This is a genomic window from Glutamicibacter sp. NPDC087344 (assembly GCF_044744225.1).
Lineage (GTDB): Bacteria > Actinomycetota > Actinomycetes > Actinomycetales > Micrococcaceae > Glutamicibacter.
The window spans coordinates 111482-131480 of record NZ_JBIUXY010000010.1 but is presented as its reverse complement, the minus strand read 5'-3'; the positions used below and the strand labels follow the sequence as shown (position 1 = coordinate 131480).

The window sequence follows — 19999 nt, the reverse complement described above, 5'->3', positions numbered from 1 at the left end:
TGAAAGATCCCGAAAAATCGCCGAATTGCCGGGTGAGAGCGCCCTCGAGCAGTTCGTCACATTTAAGTTAATCTTCGATAACTCAAGCCGGGTATTCGTTATTCGGATGCCGGCCCGGCGAGAACACCTAGCTGAGCGATGGCCTTTTCAAATAACTCGACGGGACTCGCCTGACGACCGGCCCGCTCTTCAACCCCGAAACACTGCCACGCCACGCGCCAGGTGACGGAGAGCATTTCGCCGATCAACCGCACCTGCATCGCATCAAGGTACCCGCAGTCTTCCAAACGCTGATTAACCGTGGCGACCAAATGCTGCTCATGGCGTGAGGTGATCACCCTGAGCCCCGGTTCGGTGAGCATCAACCGAGAAATGCGGCGAAAACCCTGGCCGCGCATCTCCTCCAAAAAATGTTCGCGGCACACATTCGCCAGGATGCGGAAAACCTGCGGACCGGACGCCAGGTCCGGAAGAGGTGCAGCCACCAGCGCGGCAATCAAACGATGTTCGGCCGGCAACAGGGCCGACTCCTTGGAGTCGAAATAGCGAAAGAAGGTCCGCTCGGCAATCCCCACACGCTGAGCAATCTGCCCTACGGTGAGCGCCGCAAGCCCATGGGCTTCAAGTAGATCCAAGGCAGCCAGTTGGATATCGCGCTGCGTGGCAGCTTTGCGTTCCTCGCGAATCCCCACCATTCACCTTCCCACGAAGTGTTGTCAGCTCATCGTAGCGAGCCCAGCACAAAATTTGTTTTCTGTCACAGTCTGACAGATTTTGCTTATGAAAAGTGTCAGAGCATGACAGAATTTATCAGTACCCGTCAGTAGAAGAGGAATCGTGTCCCCAGAACGCACCGAAATCCCTGCCAGCGAGGCAGCCGCGCCACCGCAAAGGCCCACCCTCACCACCAAGCAGCTCACCGGCATCATTGGTGTTTTGGCCCTCGCCGCCTTTGTGATGATCTTGAACGAGACCGTGCTCAGCGTGGCGCTGCCCGGAATCATGGCAGACCTATCCGTCTCCGCGGCCACCGGCCAGTGGTTGACCACCGGATTCCTGCTGACCATGTCGGTAGTCATCCCCATGACCGGCTTCCTGATTCAACGTTTTCAGCATCGGTCGCTGTTTATGTTTGCGGTGCTCAGTTTCTTAGTCGGCACCCTCTTCGCGGTGTTCGCACCGAATTTCTCCTTTGTCTTGATTGCCCGCGTTATTCAGGCAATTGGCACCGCGATCATCCTGCCGCTGCTGATGACCACCACCCTCAGCCTGGTGCCGATCCACAAACGAGGCACCGTGATGGGCCTGAACTCGATTGTCATCGGCGTCGGCCCGGCTATCGGCCCAACTGTCTCCGGCCTGATTGTGCATGCCTGGGGCTGGAAATACATCTTTGTCCTCATGGTGCCACTGGCTGTCATCATGCTGGTCCTGGGCGCCATCTTCATGAAGGTTCCGTCCGCATCACGCAAGGTCCCGCTGGATATCGCCTCGGTCATCCTTTCGGCACTGGCCTTCGGCTTCCTGGTGTACGGCATTTCCACCATTGAGAATGCGGCAGAGAATGCAGTCATCATGGTGATCAGCTTTGTGATCGGCCTGATCTCCCTGGTGCTGTTCATCCGCCGCCAGACTCGCTTGAGCAGCGAAGGCCGCGAATTGCTCAACCTGTCATTGTTCAATTCGCGCCTATTCACTTTCGCGATTTTGATCATCATGATCACTTTCGGCACCATGCTCGGTTCGGTGACCATCATGCCGATCATCCTGGAGTCGGGGCGCGGCATTGATTCACTGACCATCGGCCTGCTGTTGCTGCCCGGCGGCTTGGCCCAGGCCATCGTCTCACCGATCTTCGGCAACATCTTCGACAAGTTCGGCCCGCGCCCGGTGATCATCCCTGGCACCATCATGCTGGCCGCAGGCCAATGGCTGTATGTTTCCCTGGACGTCACCTCAGCACTGTGGGTGGTAGTGCTCAGCCACGTGATCTTCTCTATCGGTGTTGCCTTGCTGATGACCGGGCTGATGTCTTCTGCAATGTCGTCTGTCGAGCCGCGGAACTTCGGCCACGGATCGGCAATTTTCAACACGGCGCAGCAGCTCGGCGGCGCGGTCGGAACCACCGTCATGGTGACCGTGATGACCCTGTTGGCCGAGGAGCAGCTAACCCAGGGCTCAGGGATTGCCGAGGCATTCTTCAGTGGTGCGCATGTCGCATTCATCATCGGTGCGTGCCTGGCCACCATTGCGGTGCTGCTTTCGCCGTTCATCAAGATTTCCGCACGGGACTAGTCCCACCGCGGCCGCTCTTCTGCACGACGATTCCCGAGGCGGGGATGGGCTCACTTCACGGTGAGCGCATCCCCGCCTCGTTGTCGCTGTGGTCACATTTCGGACCACAAACGAAAGATTGTTGAACAATCTTTCGTTTTGGTGCATGCTGGTTCAAAGACAAATTCGCGAGACAGGGATCTCAATGCCGGTAATTGATCTGAATTCGGACGTAGGCGAGTCCTTCGGAAATTGGCGTATGGGTGATGACGCCGCAATTTTTGCCTCGGTCTCCTCTGCCAATGTGGCCTGCGGATTCCATGCGGGTGATCCCAGCACCATCGCCCAAACCTGCCGCGACGCGGTGGCCGCCCAGGTGCGCATCGGCGCCCACATAGGCTACCGCGACCTGGCCGGGTTTGGCCGCCGATTCCTCGATTGCTCGGCCACCGAACTTGCCGATGATGTGCTGTATCAGCTCGGCGCCTTGCAGGCCCTGGCTCGCGCAGCTGGCGGCGAAATCTCTTACGTTAAACCTCACGGTGCCCTGTACAACACGATTGTGCACCATGAGGTTCATGCCCAAGCAGTCATTGATGCCATCCGCGCTTTCGGCACCGACCTCCCGGTCCTCTTGCTGCCCGGCTCCGTAGCTTTGGCCAAGGCGGAAAAGGCTGGGTTGCGTGGTGTCTCCGAAGCGTTCGCCGACCGTAACTACACCCCCGAAGGCACACTCGTGTCCCGCCGCGAACCCAACGCGGTTCTCCATGATTCCGAGCAGGTCACCCAGAACATGATCCGGTTGGCGACCGAAGGAACCATCATCGCGGTGGACGGAAGCATCATCCGGATGCCAGCCGAAAGCATTTGCCTGCATGGGGACACCCCCGGCGCCGTAGCCATGGCCGCCGCGGTACGCCAAGGGTTGGAATCCGCCGGCGTGCAGATCAGGAGTTTCGTGTGAGCATCGGTGCCATCCACCGGGCCGGAGACCGCGACCTGCTGATCGAACTGGATTCGCTGGATTCCGTGCTGGCGTTGAACTCCGCCGTAGTGGCCAACCCGCTAAACGGGCAACAGGATGTGTTGGCCGCCGCGCAGACCGTCATGATCAAGTTCGACACCCCGGAACAGGCCCGGCTGGCCGCCAGCCTGCTTCCCGGACTGCCCCTGGGCACCACCGATATTTCAGCAGGCAAGATGGTACGGATCCCCGTCACCTACGACGGTGAAGACTTAGATGAGCTCGCCAAGCTCACCTCGATGAGCCGCGAAGCCCTGATCGCCGCCCACCTGGCCCAACGATGGACTGCGGCCTTCGGCGGATTCGCCCCAGGCTTTGCCTACCTTGTGGGGGAAAACCAGCGGTTGGCTGTGCCCCGGCGAGCCACCCCGCGGACGCGGGTGCCCGCCGGAGCCGTGGCACTAGGCGGAGACTACTGCGCCGTGTATCCCCGGCAGTCCCCCGGCGGATGGCAGTTGCTAGGGCATACCGACCTGCAGCTGTGGGATGTGGACCGCGATCAGCCAGCGCTGATTCGCCCCCAAGATACCGTCGAATTCACTCTGGCCGCATCCCGCATCCGGGTATCCGGCACGCGGGAAACTCCGCAGGCCGCCAAGCAGACAACGCCAGCAGCAACCGTCAAGGGGCTGCGCATCGTGGATCCGGGACTTCAATCCCTGTTGCAGGATGCAGGACGCCACAGGCGGGGGAATCTCGGGGTGCCGGTCTCCGGTGCCGCAGACATCTCTTCCTTCCATCAAGCCAATCGTTTGGTGGGAAACCCGGTGGGCACTGCGGTGATCGAAAACCTCACCGGCCGCCTGGAGATTCAAGCCATCGCCGACCAGGTCATGGCCGTCACCGGAGCCCAACCCGAGTTATGGATCACCCCCGCGCCGGACGATGAGCAACGCAGTGTGCGCCAGGTTTCCCCGAATGCCCCCTTCGTGCTGCTGCACGGCGAGCGCCTGAGGCTCGAACCTACCGGGCACGGGTTGCGCAGCTATCTGGCCGTCCGCGGGGTGTTCACGGTTGCAGACACCTTAGGTTCGTTATCCACCGATACCCTCTCCGGGCTTGGTCCCGAGCCGTTGGCCGCCGGACAGGTGCTTGGGGTGCAACCTCCAAACCGTACCCAGGTGGTTGGCGCTCCCGAACCAAGCACCCTGCCGATCCCCGACGCGCAGGGGGTGTATACCCTCAGGGTGATTCCCGGGCCACGCGATGATTGGTTTGGCGCGGCGGGTCTGGAACGCCTCACCGGCCAGGAATGGAGCGTCAGCAGCGACTCGAATCGGGTTGGCATCCGGCTGGACACCCTAGGTCTTGCGCTTGAGCGGACCCGGGACGGCGAACTTTCCAGCGAGGGTGTGGCGCGCGGTTCGTTGCAGGTCCCGCCTTCCGGCCTGCCGGTGCTGTTTCTGGCCGATCACCCGGTCACCGGCGGTTATCCGGTGATCGCAACCCTGATCTCAGAGGATCTCAGCGCGGCCGCCCAACTTCCGGTGGGGAGCAAACTGCGTTTTGCCGTTGTTTCAGCGCATAAGGATCTGACGCAGTCCCCGGCCTTCCGACTCATTTTCAAGGATAATCATGCATAAAGTACTGATCGCCAATCGTGGAGAAATCGCGGTGCGAATCGCCCGTGCCGCCGCCGATGCCTCGTTGGCTTCCGTTGCCATCTATTCGGATCCGGATGCCGACGCATTGCACGTGCGGTTAGCCGATGAAGCGTATCCGCTGGGTGGGTCAACCGGTGAGCAAACCTACCTGAACATCAAAAAAATCATTGATGTGGCCTTGCGCTCTGGTGCTGATGCGGTGCATCCGGGTTACGGTTTCCTATCCGAGAACGCGGACTTCGCCCGCGCGGTGCAGCAGGCCGGCCTGACGTGGATCGGCCCGTCACCTGTTGCCATCGAGGCTTTGGGCAACAAGGTCACCGCCCGGCAGATCGCCGTGAGGGCTGGCGCCCCGCTGGTGCCCGGCACCCCCGGCCCGGTTTCTGACGCGCAAGAAGTCCGCGAGTTCGCCCGCGAGCACGGGGTGCCGGTGGCCATCAAGGCGGCCTTCGGCGGCGGCGGGCGCGGCCTGAAGATCGCCTACACCATGGAAGAGGTCGAGGACGCCTTTGCTTCCGCGGTGCGTGAAGCCACCGTGGCTTTTGGCCGTGGAGAGTGTTTTGTTGAACGTTTCCTGGCTCGACCTCGCCATGTGGAGGCGCAGGTGTTGGCCGATACCCATGGCAATGTGGTGGTTCTTGGCACCCGTGATTGCTCGTTGCAGCGCCGCCACCAAAAGCTGGTTGAAGAGGCGCCGGCCCCGTTCCTCACCGACGAGCAACGCACCCGAATCCATGAATCCGCCAAGGCAATCTGCCGCGAAGCCGGGTATGTGGGCGCGGGTACCGTTGAATATCTGGTCGGCCAGGATGGTTTGATCTCCTTCCTGGAGGTGAACACCCGTTTGCAGGTGGAGCATCCGGTCACCGAGGCGACCACGGGTGTGGACTTGGTTGCCGAACAGTTCCGCATTGCCGACGGCCTGGAACTGAGCCTGCGTGAGGACCCGCAGCCACGGGGGCACGCGTTTGAGTTCCGCATCAATGTGGAAGACCCGGCCCGCGGTTTCCTTCCTGCCCCGGGCACCATCACCGCGTTCGAGGCGCCCACCGGTGCCGGAATCCGCGTGGATACCGGGGTGCGCAGCGGTGGCACCGTGCCGCCCTTCTACGATTCAATGATCGCCAAGCTGATTGTGCACGGCTCAAACCGAGCTCAGGCACTGCGCCGGGCCCGCAATGCGCTGGCCGAGATGCAGGTGACCGGGGTCCCGACCGTACTGCCCTTCCATCGGGCCGTGATCGACCATCCGGATTTTGTTGCCACCGACCGTTTGGGGGTCTACACCACCTGGATTGAGGATGAGTTCCTCAATGAGCTTGAGGCCAGCGAAGACATCAACCTGGGCATTTCCGACGGCGAGCGCACCCAACTGACCATCGAGGTGGATGGCAAGGCCATGCAGCTGGGTCTGCCCGCGGACTTGGTAAATGCCTTGCGCCACCCCGGGACGGCCAAACTCCCTGAGGACGTGGCAGGACTCGGAGCGCAGCTTGCCGATGAGACCGAGCTTCACTCACCCATGGACGGAAACCTTGTCAGCTATTCGGTTCAGGATGGGCAGGATGTCACCCAGGGGCAAACGTTGGCCATGGTTGAGGCCATGAAGATGGAATCCCCAGTCACCGCGCACCGCGATGGAATTTTCACCCGCGCCCAGCTGGAGCCGGGGGTGGCGGTGCGTCGAGGCCAGGTGCTGGGTTTCGTTAAGTAGGCTCACGGGCTGTGAGCCCGGCGCCCGCATTGGGTAGATTGAAAGGCATGAACGCCAGCACTGCCACCCGACCTCCAGCCAAGGCCCCGCACGCCCACTCCAGCGCGTGGGCCGCCGACCTCTTGCGCACCCAAATCGCCTCGGGTGAGCTGTTGCCTGGCAGCAAACTTTCCGAACAGGCCTTGGCGCAGTCCTTGGGGCTTTCCCGCAATACCTTGCGGGAAAGTTTTGCCCTGCTGGACAGCGAACTGATTGTCACCCGCATTCCCAACCGGGGTGTTTTTGTGGCGTCCCCCAATGCGGCCGATGTCCGGGAAATCTATGCGGTGCGCCGCACCGTTGAACCGGCTTGCCTGGCGTGGGGTCCGGAACTGGATGCGGCGGCGCTTGATTCGATCATCGACACGGCCCGGGCGGCCCTGCTGGCAGGGAATGTGGCGGCCATGGCTGATGCCAACCAGGCCTTTCACCGGGAGCTGGTCCGCACGTCTGGCAGCGAACTGTTGCAGGAGCTGATGGGAAGGGTCTTGGCGCGCATGCGTTTGGTTTTCCATGCGATGAGTGATGCCCCGGATTTCCATTCACACTATGTTGAGCAGAATGCCACCTTGGTTGGAATGCTCAAGGCCGGTCAAAGGGCCGAGGCCGCTCAGACCCTGCGAGAGTATTTGGACATGGCCGAAGCCGAACTATTGGGGCACATCACAGAGCACTCAACCCCGGAATAAACCGGCACAGGACCTGACTGTGGGCAGAATCCCACCACGGTATGCACTTGGTGGCGCTCAACCGGGCCTGCACGGGGCTTAAGATTGAAGGCATCCTCGTGGGCATGGTGTCGTTGGATCTTCCGCGGACTGCGCCATCTCCCGCAGCTGGCGACATGGAAGGCCCTACCCAGTGAAATTGCCCTTGGCAGAACTACACATCCATCTAGAGGGAACCCTCGAACCCGAACTGATCATGTCGTTGGCGCAGAAGAACGGCATCAGTCTTCCCTACACAGATTTGGCGGATCTGCGTTCACGCTACGAATTCACCGATCTGCAGTCATTTTTGGATTTGTTTTACGCCAACATGATTGTGCTGCGCACTTCCCAAGATTTCCACGACATCACCATGGCGTACCTCGCGCGAGCTCACGATTCCGGCGTACGCCATGTTGAGTTGTTCTTCGACCCGCAGGCTCATGTCGAGCGCGGTATCGGTTTAACCGAAGTTATTTCTGGGATCCGCGAGGCACTGCGCGAAGGCGAGGAACGTTGGGGAATTTCTCATAAACTCATTGCCTGCTTCTGGCGCCACGCACCAGCGTTAGAGGCGTTGGATCTGCTCAAGATCCTCGTGGAGCAAAAACATGACATAGACGGGATCGGCTTGGATTCCTCAGAACTCGGTTTCCCGCCGGAACTGTTCCAGGAAGTCTTTGAATACGCGCGCGAGCACGGGCTTCACGTGGTCGCGCATGCCGGCGAAGAAGGACCGGCCGAATACATCTGGCAGGCCCTAGATCTGCTCAAGGTTCAGCGAGTTGACCACGGTATCCGCTGTTTGGATGATGAGCAATTGGTGCAGCGCCTAGTGGCCGAGCAGATGCCGCTGACAGTCTGCCCGTTGTCCAATGTGCGGCTGCGCGCCGTGGACACCATGGCGGAGCATCCACTGCCACTCATGTTGGCCAGGGGGCTCAACGTTTCAATTCACTCGGATGATCCCGCCTACTTCGGCGGCTACCTGGACGCGAATGTCGCCGCGCTCAACGAGCATTTCAGCTTCACGACCGAACAATGGGCAAAACTTGCCGCAAACTCCTTCGAAGCAGCCTTCCTCGACGAGCAACAGCGTGCCGGGAGGCTGGCCGAAGTTGCGTCTTGGCAAGCCTCGCAGAGCGCCTAGGCGGCTGAACCAGCCGCATCTCGCGGTGTCCCCGTAAACTTCGTGGCCACCGCGAGGTGTCGTGGCAGAGAACTGATTGTGGTTAAGGCACTTGATACTGCGAGTCTCGGGCGTCGGTAATCAACATATGCCCGGGTGCATGGCCAATGGCCAACAGCGGCTTGGATTCCATGACCGCTGCCTGCGGGGTGACCCCGCAAGCCCAGAACACCGGGATATATCCTTCGGGAATCTGAACCGGATCACCGAAATCGGGTGCTCCGAGGTCAGCGATTCCCAATTCGCCGGGATTGCCGATATGCACCGGCGCACCGTGTACCGCTGGGTAACGCGAGGTGATGCGTACGGCGTCGGCCACCTGATGAGCTGGAATCGGACGCATCGACACCACCATGGGCCCGGACATCACGCCGGCCGAAGCGCTGCGAACCGTGGTCTTGTACATCGGCACGTTCACACCCTGGTCGATGTGCGCGACGCTGATGCCGTTCTCAATCAACGCCGATTCGAAGGTGAATGAACATCCGATAATGAACGTCACCAGATCATCACGCCAATAGTCATTGAGGTCGGTGGGCTCGGCGACCTTGACCCCGTTTTCATAAACAAAATACTGGGGTACGTCCGTACGAATGTCCCCTCCCGCAAGCAACTCACTGGCGACTTGGCCTGGTTCGAGAACTCCGAGGATGGGGCACGATTTCGGGTTGCGCTGCGCGAATAAGAGGACGTCGAAGGCCAGTTCCTTGGTGACAATCAATAGATTCGCCTGGGCGTAACCGGCGCTGAATCCTGCGGTGGGCAACACCTGCCCGGCACGGAACAGCGCGCGGGCCTCGGCCGGGGAAAGTGCGGCGCGCTCGGCAAGACTCAATTCTTGGATGCGGGTCATCTGAATCTTCTCCCTACGCGTTCCAGAGGGCAGCAAGACCGGATAGTGAATTCCAGCCAAGGTAAACGGTCAGCACCCAGGCCAGCGCTCCGATGATCAGCAGGAACGTGGGGTAACGATATCCGTCCATGAGATCCCTGCGCCGCCATGCCACCCACAAGAGAATCGCCAGGCCAACCGGCAGAATCAGCCCGTTGAACGCGCCGGCGAAAATCAGCAGCGTAGCCGGCGCCTGCCCGAGGAGCACATAAATCACTGCACAGACTGCGATGAATCCTACGGTGATCAGGTTGCGGGTGCGTTCGGGCGTGGTGGATTTGGTGATGAATGAGACCGATGTGTAGGCGGCGCCAATCACGCTGGTAAGGGCGGCGGCCCAAAGGATGATGCCAAAAGACCTCACCCCAATGTCTCCGGCTGCGTGCCCGAAAGCCTCCGCGGCTTTGTTGTCACTGGTCAACGCAACACCGCCGGCTACCACACCGAGGATCGCCAAGAACAGCAGCACGCGCATCACACCGGTGATGATGATGGCCAGTACCGAGGTGTTGGAGATGGCCTTAACATTCTCCGCACCCTTAGTTCCCGAGTCCAGCATGCGGTGCGCCCCGGCGTACGTGATGTAGCCACCCACCGTTCCACCGATCAAAGTGGTGATAATCAGGAAGTCGACCTGTTCGGGCAAAACCACATTTTTCAGGGCTTCGCCTACCGGAGGTGCAGCCACGATGGCTACATAAAGCATCAGGAGGATCATGATCGCACCGAGCAGCACCACGATGCGGTCCAACGCCATTCCAGCCTTTTTCGAAAGGAACACCAAGATCGCGATCACCGCGGAAATTGCTCCGCCGATCTTGGCATCTACGCCGAGCATGGCATTGATGCCAAGCCCGGTACCGGCGATGTTTCCAATGTTGAAGACCATGCCACCGATAAACACGAGGACTGCCAGCAACCAGCCGGCACCCGGAAGCACCTTGTTGCCCAGCTCTTGAGCGCGCAGGCCGGAGACTCCGATGACACGCCAAACATTGAGCTGCACGGCAATGTCCACAAGGATGGAAACCACAATGGCGAAGGCGAAGGCCGCGCCGATTTTGACTGTGAACTCGGTGGTTTGGGTTATGAAACCGGGGCCGATAGCACTGGTGGCCATAAGAAACATGGCACCTAGCAGGGCCGTGCGGCGTGCTTTCGCGCTTGCCTGAGGCTTTGAATCGTGGGTAGACATGTTTTCATCCGTTGCGGTAGCGGTGACAGCTGTCACAGGAACAATGTAACGCACAAGACAATACAGGTTGTTGAACAATCTAATCAAGATGTTGTTCAACAATTCTTGTTTTCAGCGTCACATCCGACGCATCCAGACACCCTTCGCCCTTGCCCTGACAACAGTTCGCGCATCCAGCAAGCCCACGAAGCGGTCACGACCAGGCGAAAAAAGCCCTTCACCCTCGGTGGCTCGCAAGGGAAAAATAGATTCCAAGAGATCCTCTGAATGAAGTTCAGCAGCACCCATCCCAGCCCCCTGCCGCAAATCAACCTTGCCAACTTGCTTCATGCATACTAAGTATCTAGTATCGAGCATACGCAGTATGCATCCATGTGCGCTGCCCAGCTGCGGCTGAAGTGCACTGATCCACGGAGGCACCACCATGTCCATCAGGCATTCACTTCTGGCACTCTTGCAAGAAAGTCCCATGTACGGCTATCAATTGCGTGGAGCCTTTGAAGAACGCACCGGCTCGACATGGCCGCTAAATATCGGCCAGGTCTACACAACGCTGGACCGTTTGGAACGTGATGGGTTCGCCGCCAAGGATGGAGACGACGGCGAAGGACACGTGATCTACAGCATCACCCAGGCGGGGAGGAACGAAGTCGATCAATGGTTCCAGAAGCCGGTCGTCTCAAGCAATCCTCCGCGCAACGAGCTGGCCATCAAGCTGGCACTGGCACTGACCCTAGATGGCGTGGACGTTGAATCAATTGTGCAGGCACAGCGCGCAGCTTCAATGCGAACTCTACAAACCTACACACGCCAGCGTCGCGCAGCGGTAAACCCTGACGAAAGAGATTCCCAGGATGTTGCGTGGATTCTAGTTTTAGACTCTCTCATCTTCACCACCGAAGCTGAAGTCCGTTGGCTGGACCACTGCGAGGGATGGATGAGAAAACACGGCGGTCATATCACTTCAGCTTCAGCGGCAGGTGCACCCGCAAGGCAAAAATCCGCGCTCTCCAATGCAGAACATGAGGTCACCCGATGAGTGATCCGGTTCTCCAGCTACGCAACGTCAGCCGCAATTACGGCTCGGGAAACAATCAAGTTACCGCCCTCAAACACATCGACCTCTCAATAGCGGCAGGAGAATTTGTTGCGGTCATGGGCCCCTCAGGCTCCGGCAAATCATCGCTGTTGAGCATTGCAGGTGGGCTAGAAACAGCGTCCAGCGGCGAAGTAGCCATTGAAGGCACTGCACTGGGCGGCCTGAATATCAATGAACTCGCAAGGCTGCGCCGTAGAGCCGTTGGTTATGTGTTCCAAGACTTCAATCTTGTTCCGACCCTGACAGCACTTGAAAACGTTGCACTTCCCATGGAACTGGACGGCGTCGGAATCCGGCAAGCCCGGCAACAGGCCACCATTGCGCTGCAACAAATTGGCATCGACCAGCTTGCCAACCGGTTTATGGATGAAATGTCTGGCGGACAACAACAGCGTGTGGCCATTGCGCGAGCCATCGTAGGCCGACGACGGCTATTACTTGCCGACGAACCAACAGGAGCACTCGATTCCTTTAGCGGAGATAGCATCCTGGACGTGTTACGCCAGCGCGCCGACGATGGAACGGCCGTGGTGTTGGTAACTCATGAAGCCCGTCACGCAGCATGGGCTGATCGTGTCATCTTCCTCAAGGATGGCCGAATCGTTGACGAAGCTGCCGATTCTCACGACCCCACGGTTCTGCTGAACCACGCTGCGATCTGATATGCCGTTGGATCTTTCACCTACTCCCAAAACAGCAAGGTATGAAACTCGGATCGTAATGCGTCTGGCGTGGCGGGACATTGTGCGCAACAGTCGCCGCTCGGTCCTGATCGTTGCACTCATCGCATTACCGATAGCGGTGATGACCGCTGCTCTAGTCGTCGGCATGAGTCGCATCCCCACTGCAGAGCAAACCATTACCAGGGAGCTCGGTACCACTCAGGGACGTATCAGCACCGATTACCTCGGGAACGGAGCTGTCCGGCAAGGGCCGTGGGGAGCTCTTGGTCTTGTTGAATTCGAGGATACCGGCGCTCAACCTTCCGCCACTGCGGCATTCGAGGACCTTCTTCCCTCGGATTACCAGATATTGCCTCTATCCCATGTGGCGTCTGTGATTCCCCAAACCAATTCTGACCTGTACGTCGCCACAACCATCGGCGACGTGCTGAATCCAGCATTTGACGGCAAGTACGAGCTTCTCGATGGTCGCTCTGCACAGGCACAGAATGAAGTCCTGGCCTCCACAGGGCTGCTGAAAGCCTTCGACCTGCGTCTTGGAGACGATCTAGATACGGCAGCCGGTACATTTACGCTGGTTGGAACCCTGCGGAATAAAACCGTTGATGATTACTGGCCGCAAATCTATTTCGCTCCGGATCAGTTGCCTGCCGTGTTCACCCAGTCAGCGGATGCTGAGGAATACTACTTGGTTGGCAGTCAAGAGCCCACGTGGGCCTTAGTTGAACAGCTTAATGAACGTGGACTGGTACTTACTTCAGGTTCATTCGCGCTCTCTTCGGAAGAGAGCCACACCCAGTGGCTTACGCCCGTATTCACGCAATTTGACGCCTCATCCGGGGTACTGATTGGTTTCTTGGCCCTCACTGAAGTCGGGCTCTTGGCCGGTGCCGCTTTTGCGGTTGGAACGAGAAAACAACAACGTGAACTTGCCTTATTGGCAGTCATCGGCACCGAAACTAGCACCCTTCAAAAAATTGTCACCGCCAGCGGGCTGTGGCTCGGGTTGTTTGCTGGAACCTTTGCCGCGCTAATAGGCATCGGCGCTGGCTTGAGCTTTGTCGGCTATAGATTATTGCAAGGTTCAGCGTCCTATGTGGGGCTCCGCATCCCCTGGTGGTGGATCATTGCAATGATCGCGCTGGCAGTCATCGCTGGTGTTTGCGCCGCATTTCTTCCGGCCAGAGCCGTCGCTCGTCAAGCGTCACTCGCCAAAGTGCGCTCTACCGCAACCCAGAAAGAGTCTCAGAAACCATTAAGAATTGGGCTCGCGTTGTTGCCAATCGTGCTGCTCCTGTTTGGTTCAGCTTTGGCAGTAAACGCTTGGTCTCGCAAATACTCAGTCACCACCGAGGCACAGGACATCATTGGTTTGCTGACGGTACTTGGCACCGTTGCACTATTGGCATCCTTGTTACTGTTATCGGGCACATTTATCCGGTTTTTTGCGGCCAACTCAACACGGTGGCCGCTTGTCCCCAGACTGGCAGCACGAGATTCAGCGCGTCATCTAGGGCGCAGTATTCCAGCGGTCGCCGCGGTACTTGCCGCGACGACTCTTTCCGGTGCGCTTTTGGTACTAACCGCCAGCACCGAACGAATGAACCACGAAAACTACACCTGGGAATACAACCACAACCAGGGAGTGATCCCCTTGGAACAACGTGAATATGTTCCAGCTTCCGAGCAGACACCACTAGGGTTGAGCACCTCGCCAATAGGCGAGTTACGCTATTTCGAAGGTTCACAAGTATTGCCCGTAGTCCAAGAAGTTCTCGGTACCAACGACACGGCTCAAGTGCTTCAAGGCACCCCGAGCTCACATCGTTGTTGGAGCCTAGAGCAACAGGCAGAAGAACGCCACGATAGCGCAGCACTTGAATCCTGCGTAGCGTGGGCGTTGGCCGAACCAAGCGGCCACGAATGCTACCTAGCGGATGACAACTGGCCATTGGAGCCCTCTGATTTCAAATGCGAAGGCTCTATGGCGACGGGCAACGAAGAGGAGCTTCCTGCCCTGGTGGTTGGTGGCGAATCTGAACTGGCAGCATTGCTGGGAAGGGCGCCAAGCGCCGAAGCGCTACAAATGCTTCAGCAGGGTGGCGCGGTGCTCAGCAATCCTGTGTTTCAAAACCCGAATTCAAGCGCCACGGTCGTTTCCTATGAACCAATAGCCCAGCCGACTTTCAGCACGCAACCATCACTCAGGATAAAAATAGAGCCGATTGCCAGCCACGAGATCCCCGCGGTTGTCGAGGCACCCGACAAGCCACTGGACTATTACGCGGTGATCTCCCCGGAAACGGCACAGGCCCTGGCAGTGACCACAGTTGACCGAGCGGTACTTGTCACAGTCGCTGAGCAGCTTTCACAGGCTCAAGATGATTTGCTCCAGGGCAAGCTGAGGCCGATTCTTGGCGAATACTCGGGATACACATTTGAACTCGGACCGCCGTCCGCTTCGTCATTCTTGTTGTGGATGATGGTGGCGGGTTCTGCGGTGATCACCCTCAGCGCAGCAGGAATTACGGCTGGTTTGGCTCTGGCCGATGGCCGCAACGATCAGTCGATCCTTGCAAGTCTGGGCGCTTCGCCACGACTTCGCCGGGCAATTTCGGCCATGCAGTTGCTTTTGACTACTGTACTGGGGACCAGTTTTGGGCTCTTGGCTGGAAGCCTGATCACGGTTGTCACGTTATTACTCGAACGAGATGCCATGATCGAGATACCCTGGGCACAATTCACGGTGCTGATATTCGCAGTCCCGCTGTGCGGTTCCGCCGCCGCATGGCTCTTGACCCAGAACAACCTACCGATAGTGCGTCGCAGGGCCCTGAGCTAACGACGGATGAAATGGCTGTGGCCCCACCAGTTGGTGGGGCCACAGCCATTTCATCACTTACCGCAAATTCCTAGTGGAAGAAGTGGCGTGCTCCGGTGAAGTACATGGTGATCCCAGCTTCATTAGCGGCAGCGATGACTTCCTCATCGCGTACCGAACCGCCTGGCTGGACAACTGCCTTCACACCGGCGTCGATCAGGATCTGCAGGCCATCTGCGAACGGGAAGAACGCATCCGAGGCGGCTACAGCACCCACGGCACGCTGCTCAGAGGCCGCGCCATCAGCGTTCTCGGCCCCACCGGCTGCGTCCGCACCCGAGTCGACCTTCACACCCAAGGTGTTGGCGCGCTCCACGGCCAGCTTGCACGAATCCAGGCGGTTCACCTGGCCCATGCCGATGCCTACCGCGGCGCCGTTCTTGGCCAGCAAGATCGCGTTGGACTTCGCGGCGCGCACCGAACGCCACGCGAAGGCCAGATCGGCCAGGGTTGCATCATCGGCAGCCGCGCCGGCGGCCAAGGTCCAGTTCTCCGGTGCATCGCCATCAGCGTCGATCTTGTCACCGGCCTGCACCAGCATGCCGCCGGAAACCTGACGGAACTCGTTGGAGTTGCGCCCGTAGCCTTCAGGCAGGGCCAGCAGGCGGATGTTCTTTTTGGCCGACAGGATCTCGACCGCTTCTGGTTCGAAGTCCGGAGCAATCACAACTTCGGTGAAGATGCCCTTCACGGTTTCGGCCATGCCCTTGGTGACGGTACGGTTCGCGGCAATCACGCCGCCGAAGGCGGATACCGGATCGGTCGCGTGCGCCTTGCGGTGCGCGTCGGCAATCGGATCCGCTGCATCGTCGGAGGCCACTGCCACACCGCAAGGGTTGGCGTGCTTGATCACGGCGACGGCAGGCTTCTCGAAATCGAAAGCCGCACGCAGCGCGGCATCGGCATCCACGTAGTTGTTGTAGCTCATTGGTTTGCCGTGCAGCTGATCGGCCTGGGCGATACCGGCCGGGGCGGCTTCGTCCACGTACAACGCTGCCTGCTGGTGCGGGTTCTCGCCGTAACGCAGCACTGCGGCGCGCTGCAGGGCAACACCCGAGTAGGCTGGCCAGTCGATCACGCCGTCGCCGTCCTCGTCAAGGAACTGGCTGGCGGTCCAGCTGGCTACCGCGGTGTCATAAGCGGCGGTATGAGCGTAGGCCTTGGCTGCCAGGCGCTGGCGGGTCTTCAGCTCAAAACCACCTGCGGAAGCGGCCTCAATCACCTGTGGGTAGAAATTCGGGTCGACCACGATCGACACGGCGGCGTGGTTCTTCGCGGCGGAACGGACCATGGCCGGACCTCCGATGTCGATCTGCTCGACGACCTCGTCTTGGGCCGCACCCGAGGCAACGGTCTGCACGAATGGGTACAGGTTCACCACAACCAGGTCAATCTGCCCGATGTTGCGCTCGGTGAGGGTGTCCATGTGCGCTGGCACTCGACGGTCGGCCAGGATGCCACCGTGGATGATTGGGTGCAAGGTCTTAACTCGACCGTCAAGCATTTCAGGTGAGCCGGTCACCTGCTCGACCTCGGTCACTGGGATACCTGCTGCAGCGATCTTCTTAGCGGTAGATCCGGTGGAGATCAGCTGGACACCTGCGTTATGCAACCCAGCTGCCAGTTCCTCCAAGCCGGTCTTGTCGTAGACGGAAATCAATGCGCGGCGGATAGCGACTTTGTCCAAGACGGTCTTACTCACGAAATTTTTCTCCCGGCGGTGAGAATGAATGGGGCGGGCGGCGCACAGCCGCCTTCCCTATTCTATCGAAATCTGCCGGTTCCCCTTCAGTTCGTGTCAGTGGCCTTGGACCAGATCACCGAGCTGCGGAAAATGCTGCGCTAACTGTTGATCGGTCAGACACAGCCGAAGCAGCTTCTCCGCATGGTCTTCGTCTGCAACGTAGGACACCAAATCCACCGAGGTTTTTGTGTTTAGTTCGTTGCGCAATGAATGCGCCACCGATACCAAACAGCCGTAGTAGCGTTTGATGGTTGATTCCCAACCGTCGCGGGAAGCCAAGTCAGTCAGTGCTTCAGACCAGATTCCGGCAGCCGGCTCCTCGCAGAGGTCTATCGAAGACCAATGCCAGTCGCTCGGTTCCCATTTATCCGAATAAAAACTTTCGGCATCATCTTCGTCTAGATCGGCTTCAATTGAGGCAAGGACCGCATCAAGATCTTCACCGTCATCCGATTCATCATCATCTTCAGACTCATCATCGTGTTCTGCGTCGGAAATCACCAAGGAATCTTCGTCGATCACCAGTGGTTCCGGCTCCAAGCTATTCAGATCGTCTGCATCCGGACGATCTTCGTAATCGTCTGGTTCATCCACGTCTTCCCCGCGTTCAACAAGTTGTTCACGTGAGTCGGTAGCCCTATCGCGAGCCAAAGCCTGAACCGAGTTCAGGGCCAGCAGCGGCATTGCGATGGAGTCACTCTCTTCGGTGCTTACCCCGTGCAGGGCAATTGCATAGAAGACTTGGTCCGGGTGCCCGCTAATCACTTCAGCCGCGTGTCGAAGGGCTGCAACCCGTATCGCCTCTTCGAGAGCGGTCCAATCTACTCCCATGTCCAGAGATTACTCCCTAACCTGCACTTACAAAAGGCCTTGACGGCACGGGCAATCAGACGTAAGGAAGATACACGTCGAGAACGTATTTCGGCTAAGCTTCGACGCGGTAGTAACCAAACTTCTTTGCAGCCCGAAAGGTACACCACCGTGTCCACAGCCACTCTCCCCTCCGGCGCACATGTGGTGCAGGAGCTTCCCTTCAAGTGGAAGGTTCAGGGCACCATCTTTATCATCGGCGGACTTGGCTTCATGTTCGATGCGTGGGACGTGACGCTCAATGGGGCTTTGATCCCGCTGGTCGCCCAAGAATGGGGCCTTGACCGCCCTACCGCCGCCCTGTTGGGTACCTCAAACCTCGTCGGAATGGCCCTTGGCGCTTTCCTTTGGGGCGGAATCGCTGACCGCTACGGGCGGAAAAATGCTTTCAGCCTGACCCTGTTGATGTTCGCGCTGTTCACCGTGCTCGGTGCGCTCTCCCCGAACTTCGGATTTTTTGTGGCCTTCCGTTTCTTGGCCGGCGTGGGGTTAGGCGGGTGTATCCCGGTGGACTATGCGCTGGTTGGCGAGTTCACCCCCGCCAAATTCCGTGGCCGGGTGCTGACCGCCATGGATGGGTGGTGGCCCATCGGGGCCGCTCTGTCATTTTTTGTCTCCGGATGGGTCATGGCGACCTCGGATAACTGGCGTCTGATCCTGGTGGTGATGATCCTGCCGGCATTTTTGGTGTACGTGATACGCCGTTCGGTTCCCGAATCCCCGCTGTATTTGGCGGCCAAGGGCCGAGAATCCCAGGCGCGTGCGGTGATCGATGACCTGGTGGCCCGTACGGGTGCACAACCGCGGGAGTACGTCATTGAACAAGCGGAATTGCCCAAGGCTGTGCGCTGGTGGAAGCAAGCGGCCATGCTGTGGCGGTATTCATGGAAACTGACGGCCACCAGCTGGTTGTTGTTTGTGACCGTGCTGTTGGTCTACTACCTGGCTCTGACATGGTTACCCACCATCTTGACCGAGGCCGGCATGGCGCAGTCCGCCTCGTTCTTCGCCACCGCCGTGATGGCGCTGATGGGTCTGCTGGGGGTGGTTATTGCCGCCCTGCTGGTAGAGAAGGTCGGCCGCAAGTGGTTGCTTGGAATTTTTGGCCCGCTCTCCGGCATCGTGTTGATCATCGTTGCCCAAAACCTGTCGGTCCCTAGCGCCGCCGTGGGGTGGATCCTGGTGTTCGGGGTGGTTGTTCAGGTCGCGATCCCGGTTCTCTACGCGTACGTCTCTGAGCTGTATCCAACAGAGCTTCGCGCCAGCGGATTCGGCTGGGCCTCCACCATGTCCCGCTTTGCCGCCGGTTTTGGCCCGCTGCTGTTCGCCGCGCTCTGGCCCGTCGTTGGCCTTACGTGGCTGTTCGCTGGCGCCACCGTGCTGGTGGTCCTCGCCGTGCTGTTTATGGCCAAGTTCGCTCCGGAAACGCGAGGACGGGAGCTGGGTTAGCTCTTGCTCAGCGCAGCTCCGCCTGCGCTTGGTTAGGCAGCATTCCATCAAGCATGATGCGGGTCAACCGCTGGCCGACACCCGGCGCGGCCTTGGCAAACGCCCGCGGCAAAGGTCGGGTGATCATCCCGATGCCGGTGATCAGTTCATGTCCGGTGAGATCCTGACGAACCAGCTTTTCCGCCTGTGCCAGCTCCAAGGCTTTGCTCACGGCCAGCGCGGTGGCGCGCTGCGGCTGCAAAATCCGTGCACCGACTTTTGCCGGAAGCTGGATGCTCAACGATTCGCTCAGCGCACCGAGGTTCAACTCAACCAGGGTGTCCAGGAAGTCGGGCCAGGCCGCGGTCTCTCCCTGCTCCAAGCTTTCGGTGGCGGCCTCGGCAGCATCCATCACATCTTGGAGCATATCCAGGGTCACTGCTTCAACCAGTTCGATCCTGTCGGCAAAGTTTCGGTACAACGTGCCGATTCCAACGTGGCTGGTTTCAGCGATGGCTTCCATAGCAACGTTCGCGCCATGAGAGGCAAAAAGTTCACGTGCTGTGCGGAGAATTTGCTTACGTCGCCGTAGGGCATCTGAGCGCATGCGTTTCCCCACCTTTCAGAATTTTGGGTTTTGGTGCTGATGTTACTTA

The 19999-nt window shown here is 59.2% G+C and carries 16 protein-coding genes; 10 read left to right on the top strand and 6 right to left on the bottom strand.

Annotation, left to right across the window (positions count from 1 at the left end):
* Positions 1 to 98: 98 nt before the first annotated feature.
* Positions 99 to 695 (bottom strand): TetR/AcrR family transcriptional regulator, encoded by a 597-nt coding sequence (locus ACIOWL_RS17040; RefSeq protein WP_400387760.1) that lies wholly within the window; start codon positions 693 to 695, stop codon positions 99 to 101.
* A 142-nt stretch (positions 696 to 837) separates the two neighbouring features.
* On the opposite strand from ACIOWL_RS17040, the gene ACIOWL_RS17035 reads away from it, so the two are divergent.
* The 6 genes from ACIOWL_RS17035 (at position 838) to ACIOWL_RS17010 (ending at position 8512) form a co-directional block, all read left to right on the top strand.
* A complete protein-coding gene (locus ACIOWL_RS17035) occupies positions 838 to 2295 on the top strand; it encodes a DHA2 family efflux MFS transporter permease subunit (RefSeq protein WP_400387757.1) in 1458 nt (485 codons plus the stop codon).
* A gap of 184 nt (positions 2296 to 2479) precedes the next feature.
* Entirely contained in the window at positions 2480 to 3238 is a 759-nt protein-coding gene (locus ACIOWL_RS17030) for a LamB/YcsF family protein (RefSeq protein ID WP_400387754.1), read from the top strand.
* The gene (locus tag ACIOWL_RS17025) at positions 3235 to 4881 is read left to right on the top strand and encodes a carboxyltransferase domain-containing protein (RefSeq protein ID WP_400387751.1); all 1647 of its coding nucleotides are present in this window, start codon (positions 3235 to 3237) and stop codon (positions 4879 to 4881) included. The genes ACIOWL_RS17030 and ACIOWL_RS17025 overlap by 4 nt, the downstream gene beginning before the upstream one ends.
* A complete protein-coding gene (locus ACIOWL_RS17020; protein ID WP_400387748.1) occupies positions 4874 to 6616 on the top strand; it encodes an acetyl/propionyl/methylcrotonyl-CoA carboxylase subunit alpha in 1743 nt (580 codons plus the stop codon). The genes ACIOWL_RS17025 and ACIOWL_RS17020 overlap by 8 nt, the downstream gene beginning before the upstream one ends.
* 47 nt (positions 6617 to 6663) lie before the next feature.
* Positions 6664 to 7344: a GntR family transcriptional regulator gene (locus tag ACIOWL_RS17015; RefSeq protein ID WP_400387745.1), complete on the top strand. Its 681-nt coding sequence runs from the start codon at positions 6664 to 6666 to the stop codon at positions 7342 to 7344.
* A 184-nt stretch (positions 7345 to 7528) separates the two neighbouring features.
* Positions 7529 to 8512 (top strand): adenosine deaminase, encoded by a 984-nt coding sequence (locus ACIOWL_RS17010; protein WP_400387742.1) that lies wholly within the window; start codon positions 7529 to 7531, stop codon positions 8510 to 8512.
* Between the two features lie 82 nt (positions 8513 to 8594).
* Here ACIOWL_RS17010 and ACIOWL_RS17005 read toward each other — a convergent pair whose 3' ends face one another.
* Together ACIOWL_RS17005 and ACIOWL_RS17000 are read right to left on the bottom strand one after the other, a co-directional pair.
* Positions 8595 to 9404, bottom strand: coding sequence for a putative hydro-lyase (locus ACIOWL_RS17005; protein ID WP_400387739.1), 810 nt, complete (start codon positions 9402 to 9404; stop codon positions 8595 to 8597).
* A gap of 13 nt (positions 9405 to 9417) precedes the next feature.
* The gene (locus tag ACIOWL_RS17000) at positions 9418 to 10638 is read right to left on the bottom strand and encodes an NRAMP family divalent metal transporter (RefSeq protein ID WP_400387837.1); all 1221 of its coding nucleotides are present in this window, start codon (positions 10636 to 10638) and stop codon (positions 9418 to 9420) included.
* Between the two features lie 424 nt (positions 10639 to 11062).
* Here ACIOWL_RS17000 and ACIOWL_RS16995 point away from each other — a divergent pair, with 424 nt between their 5' ends.
* From ACIOWL_RS16995 to ACIOWL_RS16985, 3 genes are read left to right on the top strand one after another with little or no spacing between them, the layout of a single operon-like run.
* Positions 11063 to 11677, top strand: a complete 615-nt coding sequence (locus ACIOWL_RS16995) for a PadR family transcriptional regulator (protein WP_400387737.1) — start codon at positions 11063 to 11065, stop codon at positions 11675 to 11677.
* Positions 11674 to 12399, top strand: coding sequence for an ABC transporter ATP-binding protein (locus ACIOWL_RS16990; protein ID WP_400387734.1), 726 nt, complete (start codon positions 11674 to 11676; stop codon positions 12397 to 12399). Before ACIOWL_RS16995 ends, ACIOWL_RS16990 begins: the two co-directional genes overlap by 4 nt.
* 58 nt (positions 12400 to 12457) lie before the next feature.
* Positions 12458 to 15262, top strand: a complete 2805-nt coding sequence (locus tag ACIOWL_RS16985; protein WP_400387731.1) for an FtsX-like permease family protein — start codon at positions 12458 to 12460, stop codon at positions 15260 to 15262.
* Positions 15263 to 15332: 70 nt separating this feature from the next.
* On the opposite strand, the gene purH is transcribed toward ACIOWL_RS16985, so the two are convergent.
* Together purH and ACIOWL_RS16975 are read right to left on the bottom strand one after the other, a co-directional pair.
* Positions 15333 to 17003, bottom strand: a complete 1671-nt coding sequence (purH, locus tag ACIOWL_RS16980; protein ID WP_400387728.1) for a bifunctional phosphoribosylaminoimidazolecarboxamide formyltransferase/IMP cyclohydrolase — start codon at positions 17001 to 17003, stop codon at positions 15333 to 15335.
* Between the two features lie 96 nt (positions 17004 to 17099).
* Positions 17100 to 17876, bottom strand: a complete 777-nt coding sequence (locus ACIOWL_RS16975; protein WP_400387726.1) for a hypothetical protein — start codon at positions 17874 to 17876, stop codon at positions 17100 to 17102.
* A gap of 150 nt (positions 17877 to 18026) precedes the next feature.
* Between ACIOWL_RS16975 and ACIOWL_RS16970 the strand changes: the two genes are divergently transcribed.
* Positions 18027 to 19364, top strand: coding sequence for an MFS transporter (locus tag ACIOWL_RS16970; RefSeq protein WP_400387723.1), 1338 nt, complete (start codon positions 18027 to 18029; stop codon positions 19362 to 19364).
* Positions 19365 to 19371: 7 nt separating this feature from the next.
* On the opposite strand, the gene ACIOWL_RS16965 is transcribed toward ACIOWL_RS16970, so the two are convergent.
* The gene (locus ACIOWL_RS16965) at positions 19372 to 19950 is read right to left on the bottom strand and encodes a TetR/AcrR family transcriptional regulator (RefSeq protein ID WP_400387720.1); all 579 of its coding nucleotides are present in this window, start codon (positions 19948 to 19950) and stop codon (positions 19372 to 19374) included.
* Between the last annotated feature and the right edge of the window lie 49 nt (positions 19951 to 19999).